15 protein-coding genes are annotated in these 15,479 nt (G+C 56.7%); 5 read left to right on the top strand and 10 right to left on the bottom strand.

Annotation, left to right across the window (positions count from 1 at the left end; genetic code table 11):
• Positions 1 to 93: 93 nt before the first annotated feature.
• Entirely contained in the window at positions 94 to 1,467 is a 1,374-nt protein-coding gene (gene cpxA / locus SIK97_RS14720) for an envelope stress sensor histidine kinase CpxA (protein WP_004107505.1), read from the bottom strand.
• Positions 1,464 to 2,162 carry an envelope stress response regulator transcription factor CpxR gene (gene cpxR, locus SIK97_RS14715; RefSeq protein ID WP_004127228.1) on the bottom strand — a complete coding sequence of 233 codons (699 nt, stop codon included), beginning with the start codon at positions 2,160 to 2,162 and terminating at the stop codon, positions 1,464 to 1,466. The genes cpxA and cpxR overlap by 4 nt, the downstream gene beginning before the upstream one ends.
• Positions 2,163 to 2,311: 149 nt before the next feature.
• On the opposite strand from cpxR, the gene cpxP reads away from it, so the two are divergent.
• From cpxP to pfkA, 3 genes are all read left to right on the top strand, one after another.
• A complete protein-coding gene (cpxP, locus tag SIK97_RS14710) occupies positions 2,312 to 2,815 on the top strand; it encodes a cell-envelope stress modulator CpxP (RefSeq protein ID WP_004855993.1) in 504 nt (167 codons plus the stop codon).
• A 149-nt stretch (positions 2,816 to 2,964) separates the two neighbouring features.
• Positions 2,965 to 3,861, top strand: coding sequence for a CDF family cation-efflux transporter FieF (gene fieF, locus SIK97_RS14705; RefSeq protein WP_014227425.1), 897 nt, complete (start codon positions 2,965 to 2,967; stop codon positions 3,859 to 3,861).
• 202 nt (positions 3,862 to 4,063) lie between these two features.
• A complete protein-coding gene (pfkA, locus tag SIK97_RS14700) occupies positions 4,064 to 5,026 on the top strand; it encodes a 6-phosphofructokinase (RefSeq protein ID WP_004127238.1) in 963 nt (320 codons plus the stop codon).
• 59 nt (positions 5,027 to 5,085) lie between these two features.
• Here pfkA and rraA read toward each other — a convergent pair whose 3' ends face one another.
• The 7 genes from rraA to priA form a co-directional block, all read right to left on the bottom strand.
• Positions 5,086 to 5,571, bottom strand: coding sequence for a ribonuclease E activity regulator RraA (gene rraA, locus SIK97_RS14695; RefSeq protein WP_004127241.1), 486 nt, complete (start codon positions 5,569 to 5,571; stop codon positions 5,086 to 5,088).
• Between the two features lie 92 nt (positions 5,572 to 5,663).
• Positions 5,664 to 6,590 (bottom strand): 1,4-dihydroxy-2-naphthoate polyprenyltransferase, encoded by a 927-nt coding sequence (gene menA / locus SIK97_RS14690; RefSeq protein WP_032747309.1) that lies wholly within the window; start codon positions 6,588 to 6,590, stop codon positions 5,664 to 5,666.
• A gap of 190 nt (positions 6,591 to 6,780) precedes the next feature.
• Positions 6,781 to 8,115 carry an HslU--HslV peptidase ATPase subunit gene (gene hslU, locus SIK97_RS14685; protein ID WP_004127247.1) on the bottom strand — a complete coding sequence of 445 codons (1,335 nt, stop codon included), beginning with the start codon at positions 8,113 to 8,115 and terminating at the stop codon, positions 6,781 to 6,783.
• A gap of 9 nt (positions 8,116 to 8,124) precedes the next feature.
• Positions 8,125 to 8,655, bottom strand: a complete 531-nt coding sequence (gene hslV, locus SIK97_RS14680) for an ATP-dependent protease subunit HslV (protein WP_004107530.1) — start codon at positions 8,653 to 8,655, stop codon at positions 8,125 to 8,127.
• A 90-nt stretch (positions 8,656 to 8,745) separates the two neighbouring features.
• Positions 8,746 to 9,714, bottom strand: a complete 969-nt coding sequence (ftsN, locus tag SIK97_RS14675) for a cell division protein FtsN (RefSeq protein WP_071846047.1) — start codon at positions 9,712 to 9,714, stop codon at positions 8,746 to 8,748.
• A gap of 91 nt (positions 9,715 to 9,805) precedes the next feature.
• Positions 9,806 to 10,834, bottom strand: a complete 1,029-nt coding sequence (gene cytR / locus SIK97_RS14670) for a DNA-binding transcriptional regulator CytR (RefSeq protein WP_057173441.1) — start codon at positions 10,832 to 10,834, stop codon at positions 9,806 to 9,808.
• A 150-nt stretch (positions 10,835 to 10,984) separates the two neighbouring features.
• On the bottom strand, positions 10,985 to 13,180 hold the full coding sequence (gene priA / locus SIK97_RS14665) for a primosomal protein N' (RefSeq protein ID WP_057173442.1): 2,196 nt from the start codon (positions 13,178 to 13,180) through the stop codon (positions 10,985 to 10,987).
• Between the two features lie 241 nt (positions 13,181 to 13,421).
• On the opposite strand from priA, the gene rpmE reads away from it, so the two are divergent.
• Entirely contained in the window at positions 13,422 to 13,637 is a 216-nt protein-coding gene (gene rpmE / locus SIK97_RS14660) for a 50S ribosomal protein L31 (RefSeq protein ID WP_004107543.1), read from the top strand.
• Between the two features lie 97 nt (positions 13,638 to 13,734).
• Here the strand turns inward: rpmE and metJ are convergent, their stop codons facing one another.
• A complete protein-coding gene (gene metJ, locus SIK97_RS14655) occupies positions 13,735 to 14,052 on the bottom strand; it encodes a met regulon transcriptional regulator MetJ (protein WP_004107547.1) in 318 nt (105 codons plus the stop codon).
• A 266-nt stretch (positions 14,053 to 14,318) separates the two neighbouring features.
• Here metJ and metB point away from each other — a divergent pair, with 266 nt between their 5' ends.
• Entirely contained in the window at positions 14,319 to 15,479 is a 1,161-nt protein-coding gene (gene metB / locus SIK97_RS14650; protein WP_014227429.1) for a cystathionine gamma-synthase, read from the top strand.

Raw genomic sequence — 15,479 nt, 5'->3', positions numbered from 1 at the left:
CGTTCGATGCCACACTGCATACGAAAAATGCTTGCATGGCATAACAGTATCTACCCGTTTCGAACCCGGCCCGGCGAAGCCAGGCCGGGGGGATCAGGTGCGCTTGTACAGCGGTAGCCAGAGGGTTAAGCGCAGGCCGCCCAGCGGGCTGTCGTCGGCTTTCACCCAACCGCGATGCTGTTGAATCGCCGCCTCGACAATCGCCAGCCCCAGGCCGGTACCGCCAGACTCGCGGTCGCGCGCCTCATCGGTACGGTAGAACGGACGGAAAATCTGCTCGCGATCCTCCGGACTCACGCCCGGGCCGTCATCATCGACGTTCACCGTGATGCCGTCTTTATCCACTGAGAAGCTTACCGAAATTTTAGTATGCGAGTAGCGCAGCGCGTTACGCACGATATTCTCCAGCGCGCTTTCCAGGGCATTGGGGTTACCGTACAGCGGCCACGGCCCCGGCGGATACTCGACGGTGAACGATTTCCCCATCTGTTCGGCTTCAAAGGCGGCGTTATCCAGCACCTCGCCCCACAGCTGGTTGGCTTTCACCGTTTCGCTGACCAGCGCGGTTTTCGCCTGATTGCGCGACATCACCAGCAGGTCGTTGATCATGCTATCCAGCCGGTGCGCTTCCATCTCAATCCGCTCCAGCTCTTTGCTTTCCCCGCTGCGGCGGCGCAGCAATGCGGTGCCTAACTGCAGGCGGGTCAGCGGCGTGCGCAGTTCGTGCGAGATATCGGACAGCAGACGATGCTGGCTGGACATCATGCGCTCCAGCGCGGTCACCATCTGGTTAAAACTGGTCCCGGCGGCTAAAAACTCCTGCGGACCGGCTTCCAGCTCCGGATGCTGACGCAGGTTGCCCTGGGCGACTTCATCGGCGGCATTTTTGAGCTTACGCGCGGGTTTCGCCAGGCTCCACGCCAGCCATAGCAGCAGCGGGGCGCTGACTAACATCGTGACGATCAGCAGCAGTAGCGGCCGGTCGAACAGCAGATTGATGAAGTCTGATTGTGACGTATTGGCAGGACGAATCAGATAGAGCTGGTAGTTATCTTCTCCATCCCTGACGGAAAAAGGCCCGACCATTTCCAGGCGACCATAGCGCTTTTTCTGCGGATGGTCGGCGTTATCCGCCTGGCCGATAAAGTTGCGGATAATCTGCATTTCGTTGCGTTCGGCACCGATAACGCGACCTTCGCTGGTGACCAGCAGCAAACGCTGGCCCGGCGGAGCCCACTTATCGATGGCGCGAAACAGACGACGCCACCACATCAGGTCGTTTGGCGGATCGTTCGCCAGTTCGGCCTCGACGTGCTGTTCAATCATGATGCCCTGACGTTGCTCGCTCTCCAGCAGCTCGGTCATCTGGCGCGAGTCCAGCTTAGGCAGCATCAGAACCAGCATCAACACCAGCGCCAGCGTGAGCCAGAAAATAGCGAAGATGCGTGCGGTTAAACTTCCAATCATGAAGCCGATACCATCAGATAGCCGCGTCCGCGCAGGGTTTTAAACCACGGATGGCCGTCTTTGCGCTCCGGCAGCTTGCGCCGCAGGTTGGAGATGTGCATATCGATTGCGCGATCGAATGGCGTCAGGCGTTTACCCAGCACTTCCTGGCTAAGATGCTCACGCGATACCACCTGGCCAAGATGCTGCGCCAGAAGATAGAGCAGGGTGAACTCGGTGCCGGTCAGCTCGAGGGTCAGACCATCGAAGCTGGCTTCCTGGCGGCCGGGGTTAAGGCTTAGCGCATCCACTTCCAGCGTCGGTGAACCGGCTTCGGTTGTCTGCTGCTGCTCGCTCCAGTGCGACCGGCGCAGAATCGCGCGTATACGCGCCACCAGCTCACGATCGTTGAACGGCTTAGGCAAATAATCGTCCGCGCCCAGCTCGAGGCCGAGAACGCGATCCAGCTCGCTCCCGCGGGCCGTTAGCATGATAACCGGGGTCTGGTGTGTCTGACGCAACTCTTTGAGCGTGTCGATACCGTTTTTCTTCGGCATCATCACATCAAGCAAAAGTAAATCGATGCTGTCGTCCAGAAGGGCCAGCGCCTGTTCCCCATCATGGGCGACGAGCACATTAAAACCTTCCATATCGAGCAGCTCTTTTAACAGGGAGGTGAGCTCCCGGTCATCATCTACTAACAGGATTTTATTCATTGTTTAAATACCTCCGAGGCAGAAATTACGTCATCAAGGCTCGCTAATCCATGACTTTACGTTGTTTTACACCCCCTGACGCATGTTTGCAGCCTGCATCGTAAACTCTCTCTCGTTGAATCGCGACACAAACGTTTTGGGAGTATGTGATGCGCAATGTTATCGCTGCCGTCATGGCCTCAACGCTGGCGCTAAGTGCATATAGCCAAGCCGCTGAAGTCGTCACCAGCGTTAACTGGCTTCCCGGAGACGAAGGGGTCCAGCGCAGCAGCCAGAGCCATATGTTTGACGGCATAAGTTTAACTGAACACCAACGGCAACAGTTACGAGATCTTATGCAGCGGGCACGCCACGACAGGCCACCCGTTAATGTTAGCGAAATGGAGACAATGCATCGCCTTGTCACCGCAGAAAATTTTGATGAAAACGCTGTACGCGCTCAGGCAGATAAGATGGCGCAGGAACAGGTTGCCCGCCAGGTTGAAATGGCAAAAGTTCGCAACCAGATGTATCACCTGCTAACGCCAGAGCAGCAAGCGGTTTTAAACGCTAAGCACCAGCAACGAATGGATCAGTTGCGTGAGGTTGCACGGATGCAAAAAGGCTCAGCGATGATGCTTTCGAGTAGTAGCAATACCCTGCAACCCCAGTAACAACCCTGTTTTCCTTGCCATAGACACCATCCCTGTCTTCCCCCACATGATGTGGGGGTTTTTTTTGCCCGTTATTCAGCACTCTCCTGCCTCCCCGTCCCGGTAAAAGATCGGGTTATACTAAGCGCATCGCGAAGTAAGGAGCGTTTATGAATCAATCTTATGGGCAGCTGGTGAGCCGCGCGGCGATTGCGGCGACGGTGATGGCCTCTGCGTTACTTTTGATCAAGATTTTTGCATGGTGGTATACCGGGTCTGTGAGTATTCTGGCGGCGCTGGTTGATTCACTGGTGGATATCGCCGCCTCGTTGACCAACCTGCTGGTGGTGCGTTATTCGCTGCAGCCTGCCGATGAAGAACATACCTTTGGCCATGGTAAAGCGGAATCGCTGGCCGCGCTGGCGCAAAGTATGTTTGTCTCCGGCTCGGCGCTGTTTCTGTTCTTGACCGGTATTGATCATCTCGTTCGTCCTGAGCCGATGAATGCGGCGGGCGTAGGGATGGTGGTGACGCTGATTGCGCTGGTCAGCACGCTGCTGCTGGTCACGTTCCAGCGCTGGGTAGTAAGAAAAACACAAAGTCAGGCGGTACGGGCGGATATGCTTCATTATCAGTCTGATGTTATGATGAACGGCGCAATTCTGGTGGCGCTGGCCCTCTCCTGGTACGGCTGGCACCGTGCTGATGCGCTGTTTGCATTAGGTATAGGCGTCTATATTTTATATAGCGCGCTGCGCATGGCTTATGACGCCGTTCAGTCGTTGTTAGACCGCGCGCTTCCTGATGAGGAACGCCAGGAAATTATCAATATCGTGACCGCGTGGCCAGGCGTCAGCGGGGCGCACGATCTACGAACGCGGCAGTCAGGGCCGACTCGCTTTATTCAGATTCATTTGGAAATGGAAGATAACCTCCCGCTGGTTCAGGCACACGTGATTGCCGACCAGGTGGAGCAGGCGCTGTTGCTCCGTTTTCCCGGGTCCGATGTCATTATCCACCAGGACCCCTGCTCTGTGGTGCCGTTAGGGCGGCAGGGTGTTTTATGATCTTTAGGTTATAGTCTGTAAACTCGATGTAAAAGTGTGGGGCGGATCGGCATTTTTTGTATAAATTACCGCCATTTGGTCTGACCTGAATCAATTCAGCCAGAAGCGTTTGATATACTATTGCAATTATCGTTGTGCACTCCTCGTGAGGGGCGCTTCAGGCAACAGGATTATTTTTTGCTTCCTAAGTTCAGAGGTAGTCATGATTAAGAAAATCGGTGTGTTGACAAGTGGCGGTGATGCCCCGGGCATGAACGCAGCAATTCGTGGCGTTGTGCGTGCGGCATTAACGGAAGGTCTGGAAGTTTTTGGAATCTATGACGGTTACCTCGGCCTGTATGAAGATCGTATGGTTCAGCTCGACCGCTACAGCGTTTCCGACATGATCAACCGCGGCGGCACCTTCCTGGGGTCGGCGCGTTTTCCAGAATTCCGCGAAGAACATATTCGCGCCGTCGCGATTGAAAATATGAGAAAGCGCGGCCTGGATGCGCTGGTGGTTATCGGTGGTGACGGTTCCTACATGGGGGCCGTGCGTCTGACTGAGATGGGCTTCCCTTGCATCGGTCTGCCGGGCACCATCGACAACGATATTAAAGGCACCGACTATACCATCGGCTTCTTTACCGCATTGAGCACCGTGGTAGAGGCCATTGACCGCCTGCGTGACACCTCTTCCTCCCACCAGCGTATTTCCGTTGTTGAAGTGATGGGCCGCTACTGCGGCGATCTGACCCTGGCGGCAGCTATCTCCGGCGGCTGTGAGTTCATCATGGTGCCTGAGGTTGAATACACGCGCGACGACCTGGTTTCAGAAATTAAGGCGGGTATCGCGAAAGGCAAAAAACACGCGATTGTGGCGATCACCGAGCATATGTGCGACGTCGACGAGCTGGCTCACTACATCGAGAAAGAGACCGGCCGTGAAACTCGTGCCACCGTACTGGGCCACATTCAGCGCGGCGGCTCTCCGGTTCCTTATGACCGTATTCTGGCATCCCGCATGGGCGCGTACGCGATTGACCTGCTGCTGCAGGGCTTCGGCGGCCGCTGCGTTGGTATTCAGAACGAGAAGCTGGTTCACCACGACATTATCGACGCTATCGAAAACATGAAGCGTCCGTTCAAAAGCGACTGGCTGGATTGCGCTAAGAAGCTGTACTAAGCCTCCGGCGGAAATAAAAAGGCCTTCTCAGAGAGAAGGCCTTTTTTATGGGCGGGACGCTACTCGATATCCAGGGCATCCTCGGAGAGGATAATCCCGGTATTATCGGCGTAGAGATGGTCGCCGGAAAAGAAGGTGACGCCGCCGAAGTTGACGCGCACGTCGCTTTCGCCGATACCTTCACCTGCGGCCCCGACGGGGATGGCCGCCAGCGCCTGGATGCCGATATCCAGCTCTTCCAGATCGTCAACCTGACGCACAGCGCCATAAACGACCAGCCCTTCCCACTCGTTTTGTACGGCCAGACGCGCCAGGTCAGCGTCAATCAATGCGCGTCGAACGGAACCACCGCCGTCAACCAACAGGACATGACCACGGCCGTTCTGTTCGAGCATATCGTAGAGCAACCCGTTATCCTCGAAACATTTTACCGTGATGATTTGTCCACCAAACGACGAGCGCCCCCCAAAGTTGGAGAACAGAGGTTCCACGACGTTGACATCCTCCTGGTAGATGTCACAAAGCTCGGAAGTATCGTATTTCATAGGCTTAACGTTCAGTTGCTGCGAGAATTTTCAGTATATCGCGTGAATCGTACTGTTGGCAAAATCATCAATTGTTAATTGATATTTGTCAGTTAACCCACAAGCCGGCTGCAAATAATTCCGATAACAAACAGCAGGTTGGTCAGCAGCGCCCCTTTAACCGTTCTTTCGAGCATTGGACGCATGGCGACAGGGTCGCGTTCGCGCATCACATAACGCGCCTGTTTGACCAGCAGCGGCGTTGCCAGCAGGAACAGCCAACCCCACGGATTATGCAGCGAGAGAAGGTTAAACAGCGCCAGGCACAGCGGCGCGCCAAACAGCAGGCAGGCGTGGTAGCGGCGAGCGTTAACCGGCCCCAGGCGCACGGCGAGGGTGTTTTTACCGTTTTCACGATCGCTGTCGATATCACGCAGGTTGTTAATATTCAGCACCGCCGTTGCCAGCAGACCGCAGGCGGTGGCGGGTAAGAAAATAACCGCTTCAACGCTGTGCGCCTGGAGGTACCAGCTCCCGACCACGCTAAGCCAGCCGAAGAACACCAGCACGGAGATATCGCCAAGGCCGATGTAGCCGTAAGGACGAGTGCCGACGGTGTAGGTAATGGCGGCCACGATCGATAGCCCGCCAAGCACCATAAAACCGATAAAATCGGCCATGGTCTGCCAGGCCAGGAACAGCAGCGCCAGGCCAGAGAGACAAATCAGCACCACGGTGAGAATCAACGCGCGTTTCATCTGCGCCTGGGTGATTGCCCCTTTCTGCATCCCGCGCAGGGGGCCGATACGGTCAGGTTTATCGCTGCCTTTTACTGCGTCGCCATAATCGTTGGCCAGATTGGAGAGGATTTGTAATAAACCGGCGGTGATGATGGCCAGCAGGGCAACCCAGGGATCGAAGCTGCCCTGATGCCAGGCAAGCGCGGAGCCGACAATAATGGCGGCAAAGGCCAGAGGTAACGTTTTGGGGCGCAGGCTTTCCAGCCAGGCCTGGGTGCGAGTGATAGCGTGTTCGGTCATAAGTCCCGGCCAATAAAAAATGGGGCTCTACCCTTCATACTTCAAGCTGCAGATGCGTTGGCGACGCGCATTCACCCCAGGCACTGCCGGGATAAATGAGGGCCATCAGCCAGCGGCTGCCTTTCCACAACTCGAATTATTTAGGGTATCTATAGCCCCATCTATAGTGATGAAAATATATTGAACCGGATTATAAGATAAAACGGCTCAGATCTTCATCTGCCACCAGAACATCCAGATGCTTACCGACATATTCCGCATCGATGGTGACGGTTTGGCCATTCATTTCGCTGGCATCGTAGGAGATGTCTTCGATCAGACGCTCCAGTACGGTATGCAGACGACGCGCACCGATGTTCTCGGTGGTCTCGTTGACCTGCCACGCGGCCTGAGCGATACGCTTGATGCCATCTTCCGTGAACTCGATATTGACGCCTTCGGTGGCCATCAGCGCTTTATACTGCACGGTGATGGACGCGTTCGGCTCGGTCAGGATGCGCTCGAAGTCGTGGGTGGTCAGCGCTTTCAGCTCAACGCGAATCGGCAGACGACCCTGCAGCTCCGGGATTAAGTCAGACGGGCTGGCCACCTGGAACGCGCCGGAAGCGATAAACAGAATATGATCGGTTTTCACCATGCCGTGCTTGGTGGAGACGGTGCAGCCTTCAACCAGCGGCAGCAGATCGCGCTGTACGCCTTCGCGGGATACGTCCGGGCCGGAGGAGTTGCCGCCGCGCTTACAGATTTTATCGATTTCGTCGATAAACACGATACCGTGCTGCTCAACGGCGTCGATGGCATCCTGCTTCAGCTCTTCCGGGTTGACCAGCTTCGCCGCTTCTTCTTCAATCAGCAGCTTCATCGCGTCTTTAATTTTCAGCTTACGCGGTTTTTGCTTCTGGCCGCCCAGGTTCTGGAACATGGACTGCAGCTGGCTGGTCATCTCTTCCATGCCCGGAGGGGACATGATTTCAACGCCCATCGGCGCAGCAGCGAGATCGATCTCAATCTCTTTATCATCGAGCTGCCCTTCGCGCAGTTTTTTACGGAAAGACTGACGCGCGGCGGACGGTTCCTGAGGCTGTTCAGCCTGGCCCCAGTTGTTTTTCGCCGGCGGGATCAGCACGTCAAGGATGCGCTCTTCCGCCAGTTCTTCCGCACGATAGCGGTTTTTGTCGATGGACTGCATGCGCACCATTTTGATCGCCGCATCGGTCAGATCGCGGATGATGGAGTCCACTTCTTTACCAACATAGCCCACTTCGGTGAATTTCGTCGCTTCAACTTTGATGAACGGCGCGTTGGCAAGCTTTGCCAGACGACGGGCGATTTCCGTTTTACCGACGCCGGTCGGGCCGATCATCAGAATGTTTTTGGGCGTGACTTCGTGACGCAGCTCTTCGTTGAGCTGCATACGACGCCAGCGGTTACGCAGAGCGATGGCGACGGAGCGCTTGGCTGCGTCCTGGCCGATAATGTGTTTGTCCAGTTCGCTGACAATTTCGCGTGGGGTCATTTCAGACATGGGAGATCCTTACGCTTTAGACGGTAATTCTTCGATGGTATGGAAGTGGTTGGTATAAATGCAGATATCACCTGCAATATTCAACGCTTTCTCTGCGATATCGCGTGCGCCCATATCGGTATTTTCCAGCAGGGCGCGAGCCGCGGCCTGGGCGTAAGGACCGCCGGAGCCGATAGCAATCAAATCGTTTTCTGGCTGCACCACGTCACCGTTACCGGTGATGATAAGCGATGCGTTTTCGTCAGCCACGGCCAGCAGCGCTTCCAGCTTGCGCAGCATGCGGTCGGTACGCCAGTCTTTCGCCAGCTCAACGGCGGCCTTCACCAGGTGGCCCTGATGCATTTCCAGCTTACGTTCAAACAGTTCGAACAGCGTGAAGGCGTCAGCGGTGCCGCCCGCAAAGCCGGCGATCACTTTGTCGTTGTACAGGCGGCGCACTTTTTTGACGTTGCCTTTCATTACGGTGTTGCCCAGCGTGGCCTGGCCATCACCGGCAATAACGACATGGCCGTTACGGCGAACACTTACAATTGTAGTCACGAGCAGACCCCTTGGTTGCAAAAGCGGAATAGGGGCCCCGCGGTTACGCGGGGCAGAATGCAATTATAGATGGGGGGGATTTTGAGGGTTTCAACCCCTGGCGGCGAGACGAATGCAGTTTGCGTGTCCGGCCATTTTCAGCCGTTCAATCATATTGCTGGCGTTTTCTTTGCCTTTCAGCGGCCCAATTACCACGCGGTTCCAGCCGTTATTGGTAGTGATGTGCGAGGCGAAGCCTTCAAACGCCAGCTGCGCGCGCACGGTTTCCGCCTGCTCAGCGCCTTTAAAGGAGCCGCACTGGATCATCCAGCTGCGATCGTCTTTTTTCTCCGCGGCGGCGGTTTTTGGCGCCTCTTCAACGCGGGTTACCGGCGCGGCGGCCTGGGTTTTAGGCTGCGCGGTACTGGTATGCGCCGGCGTTTGCAGCAGATCCTGATACGGCTGCTGGTTCGACGCCGTTTGCTTCGGCGGCTGCTGCACCGGTTTCGGCTGCTCGACGGCCCGCGGCTGGGTTCGCGGTTGCTGTACCTGCGTCTGTGTCTGCTGCTGCACCTGAGCGAGCTGCTGCTGCTGAACTAAACGCTGACGCTGCAGGGTCTGCTGGCGCTGCGCCGGGGTTTGTTCATTCCACGGCACTTCGGTCAGCTGCGTAGGCTGCTGACGCATATCGGCCTGCATTTGCGCCAACAGCTGGCGCTGCTCGTCCGTCAGCTGCTCCGGCTTCATGACTTCGCCGCCTGCCGTGGGTTCCGTAGGCGCACGTACGCCGGGCTGACGGCTCTCCAGCTCTTTAATATAGCGCCAGCGCTCTTCTGGCTTCGGCGGGAGGCCGTTGCCAGCGGCCTGGCGGTTTTGCAGCGCTTCAGCCTCTTCTTTCTTATGGTGCGTGATGAAGTACAGTCCACCGATAAAGGCCACCAGCACTGCCGCAGCGATCGCCACCATAGTCGGTGAAACCGCCGAAAGGCCGCCTTGCTTGTTCCTTGAGCTTCGGGTATTGCTCTTTTTGCGCCGCGAAGAAGCCGGTTGGCTGCGGCGTACATAATCTCGTTGTGCCACTATCGTTTCGCTGTCTTATTCGTTTTTCAGCCCGCCATGTTACTTAAGCGGCGGGCCTTTGACCAGAAGGGCAGGCCCGAAAGCCTGAAGGTTATGTTCGGATTTTTCGCGTACTGCTGCGAACGATAAGCTCGCAGTCGAGTAATCGTGAACCGCTGCTGACGCTGTGACCGTGCAGTTGATCCAATAAAAGCAGCATCGCTTCGCGGCCAATATCAAAACGTGGTTGCGCGACGGTCGTCAATGGCGGATCGCAAAATTCAGACAAAGAGATGTTATCGAAACCAATAATAGACAGATCTTCAGGAACTTTCAGGCCGCGACGTTTCGCCAGCGATAATGCCCCCAGCGCCATAATATCGCTATGGCAGAAAACAGCCGTCGGCGGTACCGGCAGCGTCAGCAGCTGTTCGAGGGCGTTGGCGCCGGCTTCATAGGTAAAATTGCCGCGGGCGATATAGTGCGGATCGACGGTTATCCCGCTACGACGCAGCGCCTGGACATAGCCCTGCAGGCGATAATGGCACAGCGGCATCTCTTCCGGGCCGGCGATACAGCCGATGCGGCGATGCCCCAGCTCGTGCAGATAGTTAACGGCGTTAAAGGCGGCGGTGAGGTTATCGATATGCACCGTCGGCAGCTCAAGCTCGGGAGCGAATTCATTGGCCATGACCATCGGCGGCAGATTGCGCTGCTCCTCTACGCCCGCATCGAAGGGCAAACGGGAGCCAAGCAGCAGCATACCGTCGATCTGCTTGGTAATGATCAGGTCGATAAAGGTCTTTTCCTGACGGTTCTGGTGGGCGCAATCGCCAATCAGCACCAGGTACTCCTGTTCCGCCGCGGTGACTTCAATACCGCGAATAATCTCGCTGAAAAAGGGGTCGCAGATATCCGGCACAATCACCAGAATGGTGCGTGACTCGTTGCGCTTCATATTGCGCCCGAGCGATTGCGGTAAATAGCCGACTTCCAGCGCGGCCTGCTCGACCCGGTTACGGGTGCTCTGCGAAACCTTATCGGGATTCATTAACGCTCGGGATACGGTTGCCGTGGAAACGTTTGCCTTTTGGGCAACGTCTTTCATAGTGGCGGCAACGACCTGTTTTTTGGGCTTCACCTGATTTCTCCTCGCTGACTGGCGCAGACACATCCCTGGCGTTCTGACATCAGCAACATTTTTAACAGATAGTACATCCAGAGAGTTACAGAATTTTCATGAAAAACGTGACGATGGTTGAATTTTTCGATCCGCCTCGCAAGAGAAGCCTTAACCTTCAATAGGATCGACGTCCAGAACCCATTTCACTTTTCGCGCTTCCGGCAGCGTGTTAATCAACGCCAGCGTTCCGCTGACGATATGCTGTAGCTGAACGCGCGACGGATGCTGGAGGAGAATTTGCCAGCGCCAGCGGCCGCCACGCTTTGGCGCCAGCGCCGGAACCGGCCCGAGCACCCACAGTTTCTTATCGGCCAGCGGGCTGGCCTGCAGCAGGTTGCGCAGCTGTTGTAAAAAAAGTGGCGCCTGCTGGTTGTTATGATCCTCGGCGCGAATCAGCACGTGGCTGGTCCACGGCGGCAGCTGCATGCTTTGCCGTTCCGCCAGCGCCTGCTCGGCAAACGCGTCGTATCCTTTATAAAGCAGCGTTTGCAGCAGCGGGTGTTCCGGGTGGTGGGTCTGCAGGATCACCTCGCCCTGTTTGCCCGCCCGGCCTGCGCGGCCTGAAACCTGCGTGTAGAGCTGAGCGAAGCGCTCCGCCGAGCGGAAATCGGCGGAAAACAGCGCGCCGTCAACGTCCAGCAGGGAAACCAGGGTGACATCCGGGAAGTGGTGCCCCTTCGCCAGCATTTGGGTGCCGATAAGAATGCGCGCGCCGCCGCGATTGACGTCGGCAAGATATTGCTCAAGCGCGCCTTTGCGGCTGGTGGTATCCCGGTCGATACGGGAAATCGGGATATCGGGAAACAGCGGTCCCAGCGCCTGCTCAAGCTGTTCGGTCCCCAAACCTACCGGTACCAGATGCGTTGAGCCGCAGGAGGGGCACTGGCGCGGAATCGGGCGCTGGCTGTCGCAGTGGTGGCAGCGCAAATGATGCTGAGCCTGGTGCAGCGTGTAGTAGCTGTCGCAGCGCGGACACTCCGCTATCCAGCCGCAGTCGTGGCACAGAAGCGCCGGCGCGAAGCCGCGGCGGTTCAAAAACAGAATCACCTGGTTATCGGCCTGCAGATGCTGGCGCATGCGGCCAATGAGCGCCGGAGACAGTCCGGCCTGCAGCTGCTGGCCCTTTAAATCCAGAACGTGCTGCTGAGCCGGGCGCGCATTGCCCGCTCGTTTGGTGAGCTTCAGCTGGCGATACTTGCCCTGGCGGACGTTATGAAGCGTCTCCAGCGCCGGGGTCGCCGAGCCGAGGATAATTGGAATTTGTTCGCTGTGGGCGCGCCAGACCGCCAGATCGCGGGCGTGATAGCGCCAGCCTTCCTGCTGTTTATAAGAGCTGTCGTGCTCTTCATCGATGACGATGACCCCGAGGTCTTTAAAAGGGGTAAATAGCGACGAGCGGGTACCGATAACAATCGCCGCTTCGCCGTTTTTGGCTTTTAGCCACGCGGAGAGGCGTTCGCTGTCGTTCAGTCCGGAGTGCAGCACTTCCACCGGGGCGCTAAAGCGGTGGCGGAAACGGGCGATAGTCTGCGGCGTCAGGCCGATCTCCGGCACCATCACCAGCGCCTGGCGCCCCAGCGCCAGTACGTTTTCAAGGACGCTCAGATACACTTCCGTTTTGCCCGAACCGGTGATCCCGGCCAGCAGCCAGGCGGAAAAGCTGTCCGAGGCGCTGTGAATCGCGCCCACGGCGGTGGCCTGTTCGGTATTGAGCCGCAGGCGCTCGCCGGGTACCGAGAAGCTCGTGCGCCAGTCGGCGATCGCGGGCGCTTCGCTGGCGAGTTCGGCCAGGCCTTTACCCCGCAGCGCCTGCAGGGCGGCGTCGTTAAATTCGAGTTCGGCAACCTGATGGCGCCAGATCTTGCCCTGACGCAGCGCAGCCAGCGCCTGCTGCTGTTTCGGTGAGCGCTTAAGGCTGTTGATATCAACCGCTTGCCCCTGTTCGGTGGCAAACCAGTACCACATTGGCGTCGCGCTGGCGGGCTTCCCCTGGCGCAGCACGATCGGTAGCGCGTGAAACAGCACATCGCCGATGGGATGATGGTAGTAATCCGCCGCCCACAGCAGCAGCCGCCAGACCGAAGCGGAGAAGACCGGCTCGGCATCAAGAACTTCGGCCACCGGCTTAAGTTCGTCGAGCGGCAGTTCGCTGCGCTCACTGACCGCCGTTACGATACCTATCCGCTCCTGTTTGCCGAACGGGACGCGTACGCGACAGCCCGCTTTGACCGGCATACCTTCAGGCAGCAAATAGTCAAAAGTGCGGGGCAGCGGAACGGGCAGGGCAACGTGAGCGACGGGCATTTAATCTTCCTGACTTGAAATCTGGCGGGTTAGTATACACATTGTGATAAGGGCTCGCGGATCAGTTTGCATATGCTGGTCAAATTCTGTATGATTCGCCGCCTTTGATGCGCTTTGTGCGACATCAAAATCTATTACCCGGGAATTTCGCTTCGCGCAATCGCACCGGGAAATTATTAACATCGCGTGGTGTCTGGCGTTAGGGCTGGAAGAGCGACGCGGCCTTAACTGAGGTTCTCCCATGAAAAAAGATATTCATCCGAAATACGAAGAAGTTACTGCTTCCTGCTCTTGCGGTAACGTCATGAAAATCCGTTCTACCGTAGGTCACGACCTGAACCTCGACGTGTGCGGTAAATGCCACCCGTTCTACACTGGCAAACAGCGTGATGTTGCTACCGGTGGCCGTGTTGACCGCTTCAACAAGCGCTTCAGCGTACCGGGTACCAGCAAGTAATTTGCTGAAGAAGCCGCCTCAGGGCGGCTTTTTTGTTTCTCTTGCGCTAAACGCGAGAAAAAAGGGCAGAAGATTTCTTCTGCCCTTTTTTATGGTTTTAGTATTCCCACGTATCCGGGTCGATGCCCAGTTCGCGCATAATCTCTTTCGCCGCTTCCGGGATTTCATCGCTGCGCTCTTTACGCAGGTCTTCATCGTTAGGCAACGGTTGACCGGTAAAGGCATGCAGGAACGCTTCGCACAGCAGTTCGCTGTTAGTCGCGTGCCGCAGGTTATTCACCTGACGACGCGTGCGTTCATCGGTGAGGATTTTTAACACCTTCAGAGGAATGGAAACCGTAATTTTTTTTACTTGCTCACTCTTCTTACCGTGCTCAGCGTATGGGCTGATATATTCGCCGCTCCATTCAGCCATGAGTTACCTTTAATCCTCTATTCATTAGTTAAGGGCCTGAACGCGAGTCCTGGCCATAATTGCGCGTAGTTTACCGTAGAGGGGCGCGTCTGGCACCAAACAAGCCGCTACGGATGTGCGCTAATGCATATAATTTTAACGGCTATTTCCAGTTTGCTCAATCTATACGCAAAGAAGTTTAGATGTCCAGATGTATTGACGTCTATTATAACAATGATTACTCTGGAGCCTGACTTTTCACCGACTCAGCCCAGGAACTCCCCAACATGACGCGTAAACAGGCCACCATCGCAGTGCGTAGCGGTTTAAATGACGACGAGCAGTACGGTTGCGTTGTCCCGCCCATTCATCTCTCCAGCACCTATAATTTCACCGGATTTAACGAACCTCGCGCCCACGACTACTCTCGTCGCGGTAACCCGACCCGTGATGTGGTGCAGCGTGCGCTGGCGGAGCTGGAGGGCGGCGCGGGGGCGGTCCTGACCAATACCGGCATGTCGGCCATTTTGCTGGTCACCACCGTATTTCTGAAACCGGGCGATCTGCTGGTGGCGCCGCACGACTGCTACGGCGGCAGCTACCGCCTGTTTGACAGCCTGGCGAAGCGCGGCTGCTATCGCGTGCTGTTTGTCGATCAAAACGACGAGCAGGCGCTGAGCGCCGCGCTGGCGGAAAAACCGAAGCTGGTTCTGGTCGAAAGCCCAAGTAATCCATTGCTGAGAGTTGTGGATATTGCGAAAATCTGCGGTCTGGCGCGTGAGGCCGGAGCGGTCAGCGTGGTTGATAACACCTTCCTGAGCCCGGCTTTGCAGAATCCGCTGGCGCTGGGCGCCGATCTGGTGTTGCATTCGTGCACTAAATATTTGAACGGCCACTCTGACGTCGTGGCCGGGGTGGTGATCGCTAAAGATCCGGCGACCGTCACCGAACTGGCATGGTGGGCGAATAATATCGGCGTTACCGGTGGAGCGTTTGATAGCTATCTGCTGCTGCGCGGCTTACGTACGCTCTCTCCGCGTATGGAAGTGGCGCAGCGTAACGCGCTGGCGATTGTCGACTATCTGAAATCCCAGCCGCTGGTGAAAAAACTGTACCATCCGTCCCTGCCGGAAAACCAGGGGCATGAGATTGCGGCGCGTCAGCAAAAAGGTTTTGGGGCGATGTTAAGCTTCGAACTGGATGGCGATGAGCAGACGCTGCGTCGTTTCCTGAGCGGGTTATCGCTGTTTACGCTGGCGGAATCGCTGGGCGGCGTGGAAAGTCTGATTTCCCACGCAGCGACGATGACCCATGCGGGCATGGCGCCTGAAGCGCGTGCGGCCGCCGGGATCTCAGAAACGCTTCTGCGTATTTCGACCGGTATTGAAGATGGTGAAGATTTAATTGCCGACCTGGAAAATGGCTTCCGGGCAGCAAACGAGGAATAA

The sequence above is a fragment of the Klebsiella sp. JN_Kp126 genome, assembly GCF_033843325.1.
Classification (GTDB): Bacteria; Pseudomonadota; Gammaproteobacteria; order Enterobacterales; family Enterobacteriaceae; genus Klebsiella; species Klebsiella michiganensis.
The sequence above is the reverse complement of the archived record's forward strand: the minus strand, read 5'-3'. Positions and strand labels throughout refer to the sequence as shown.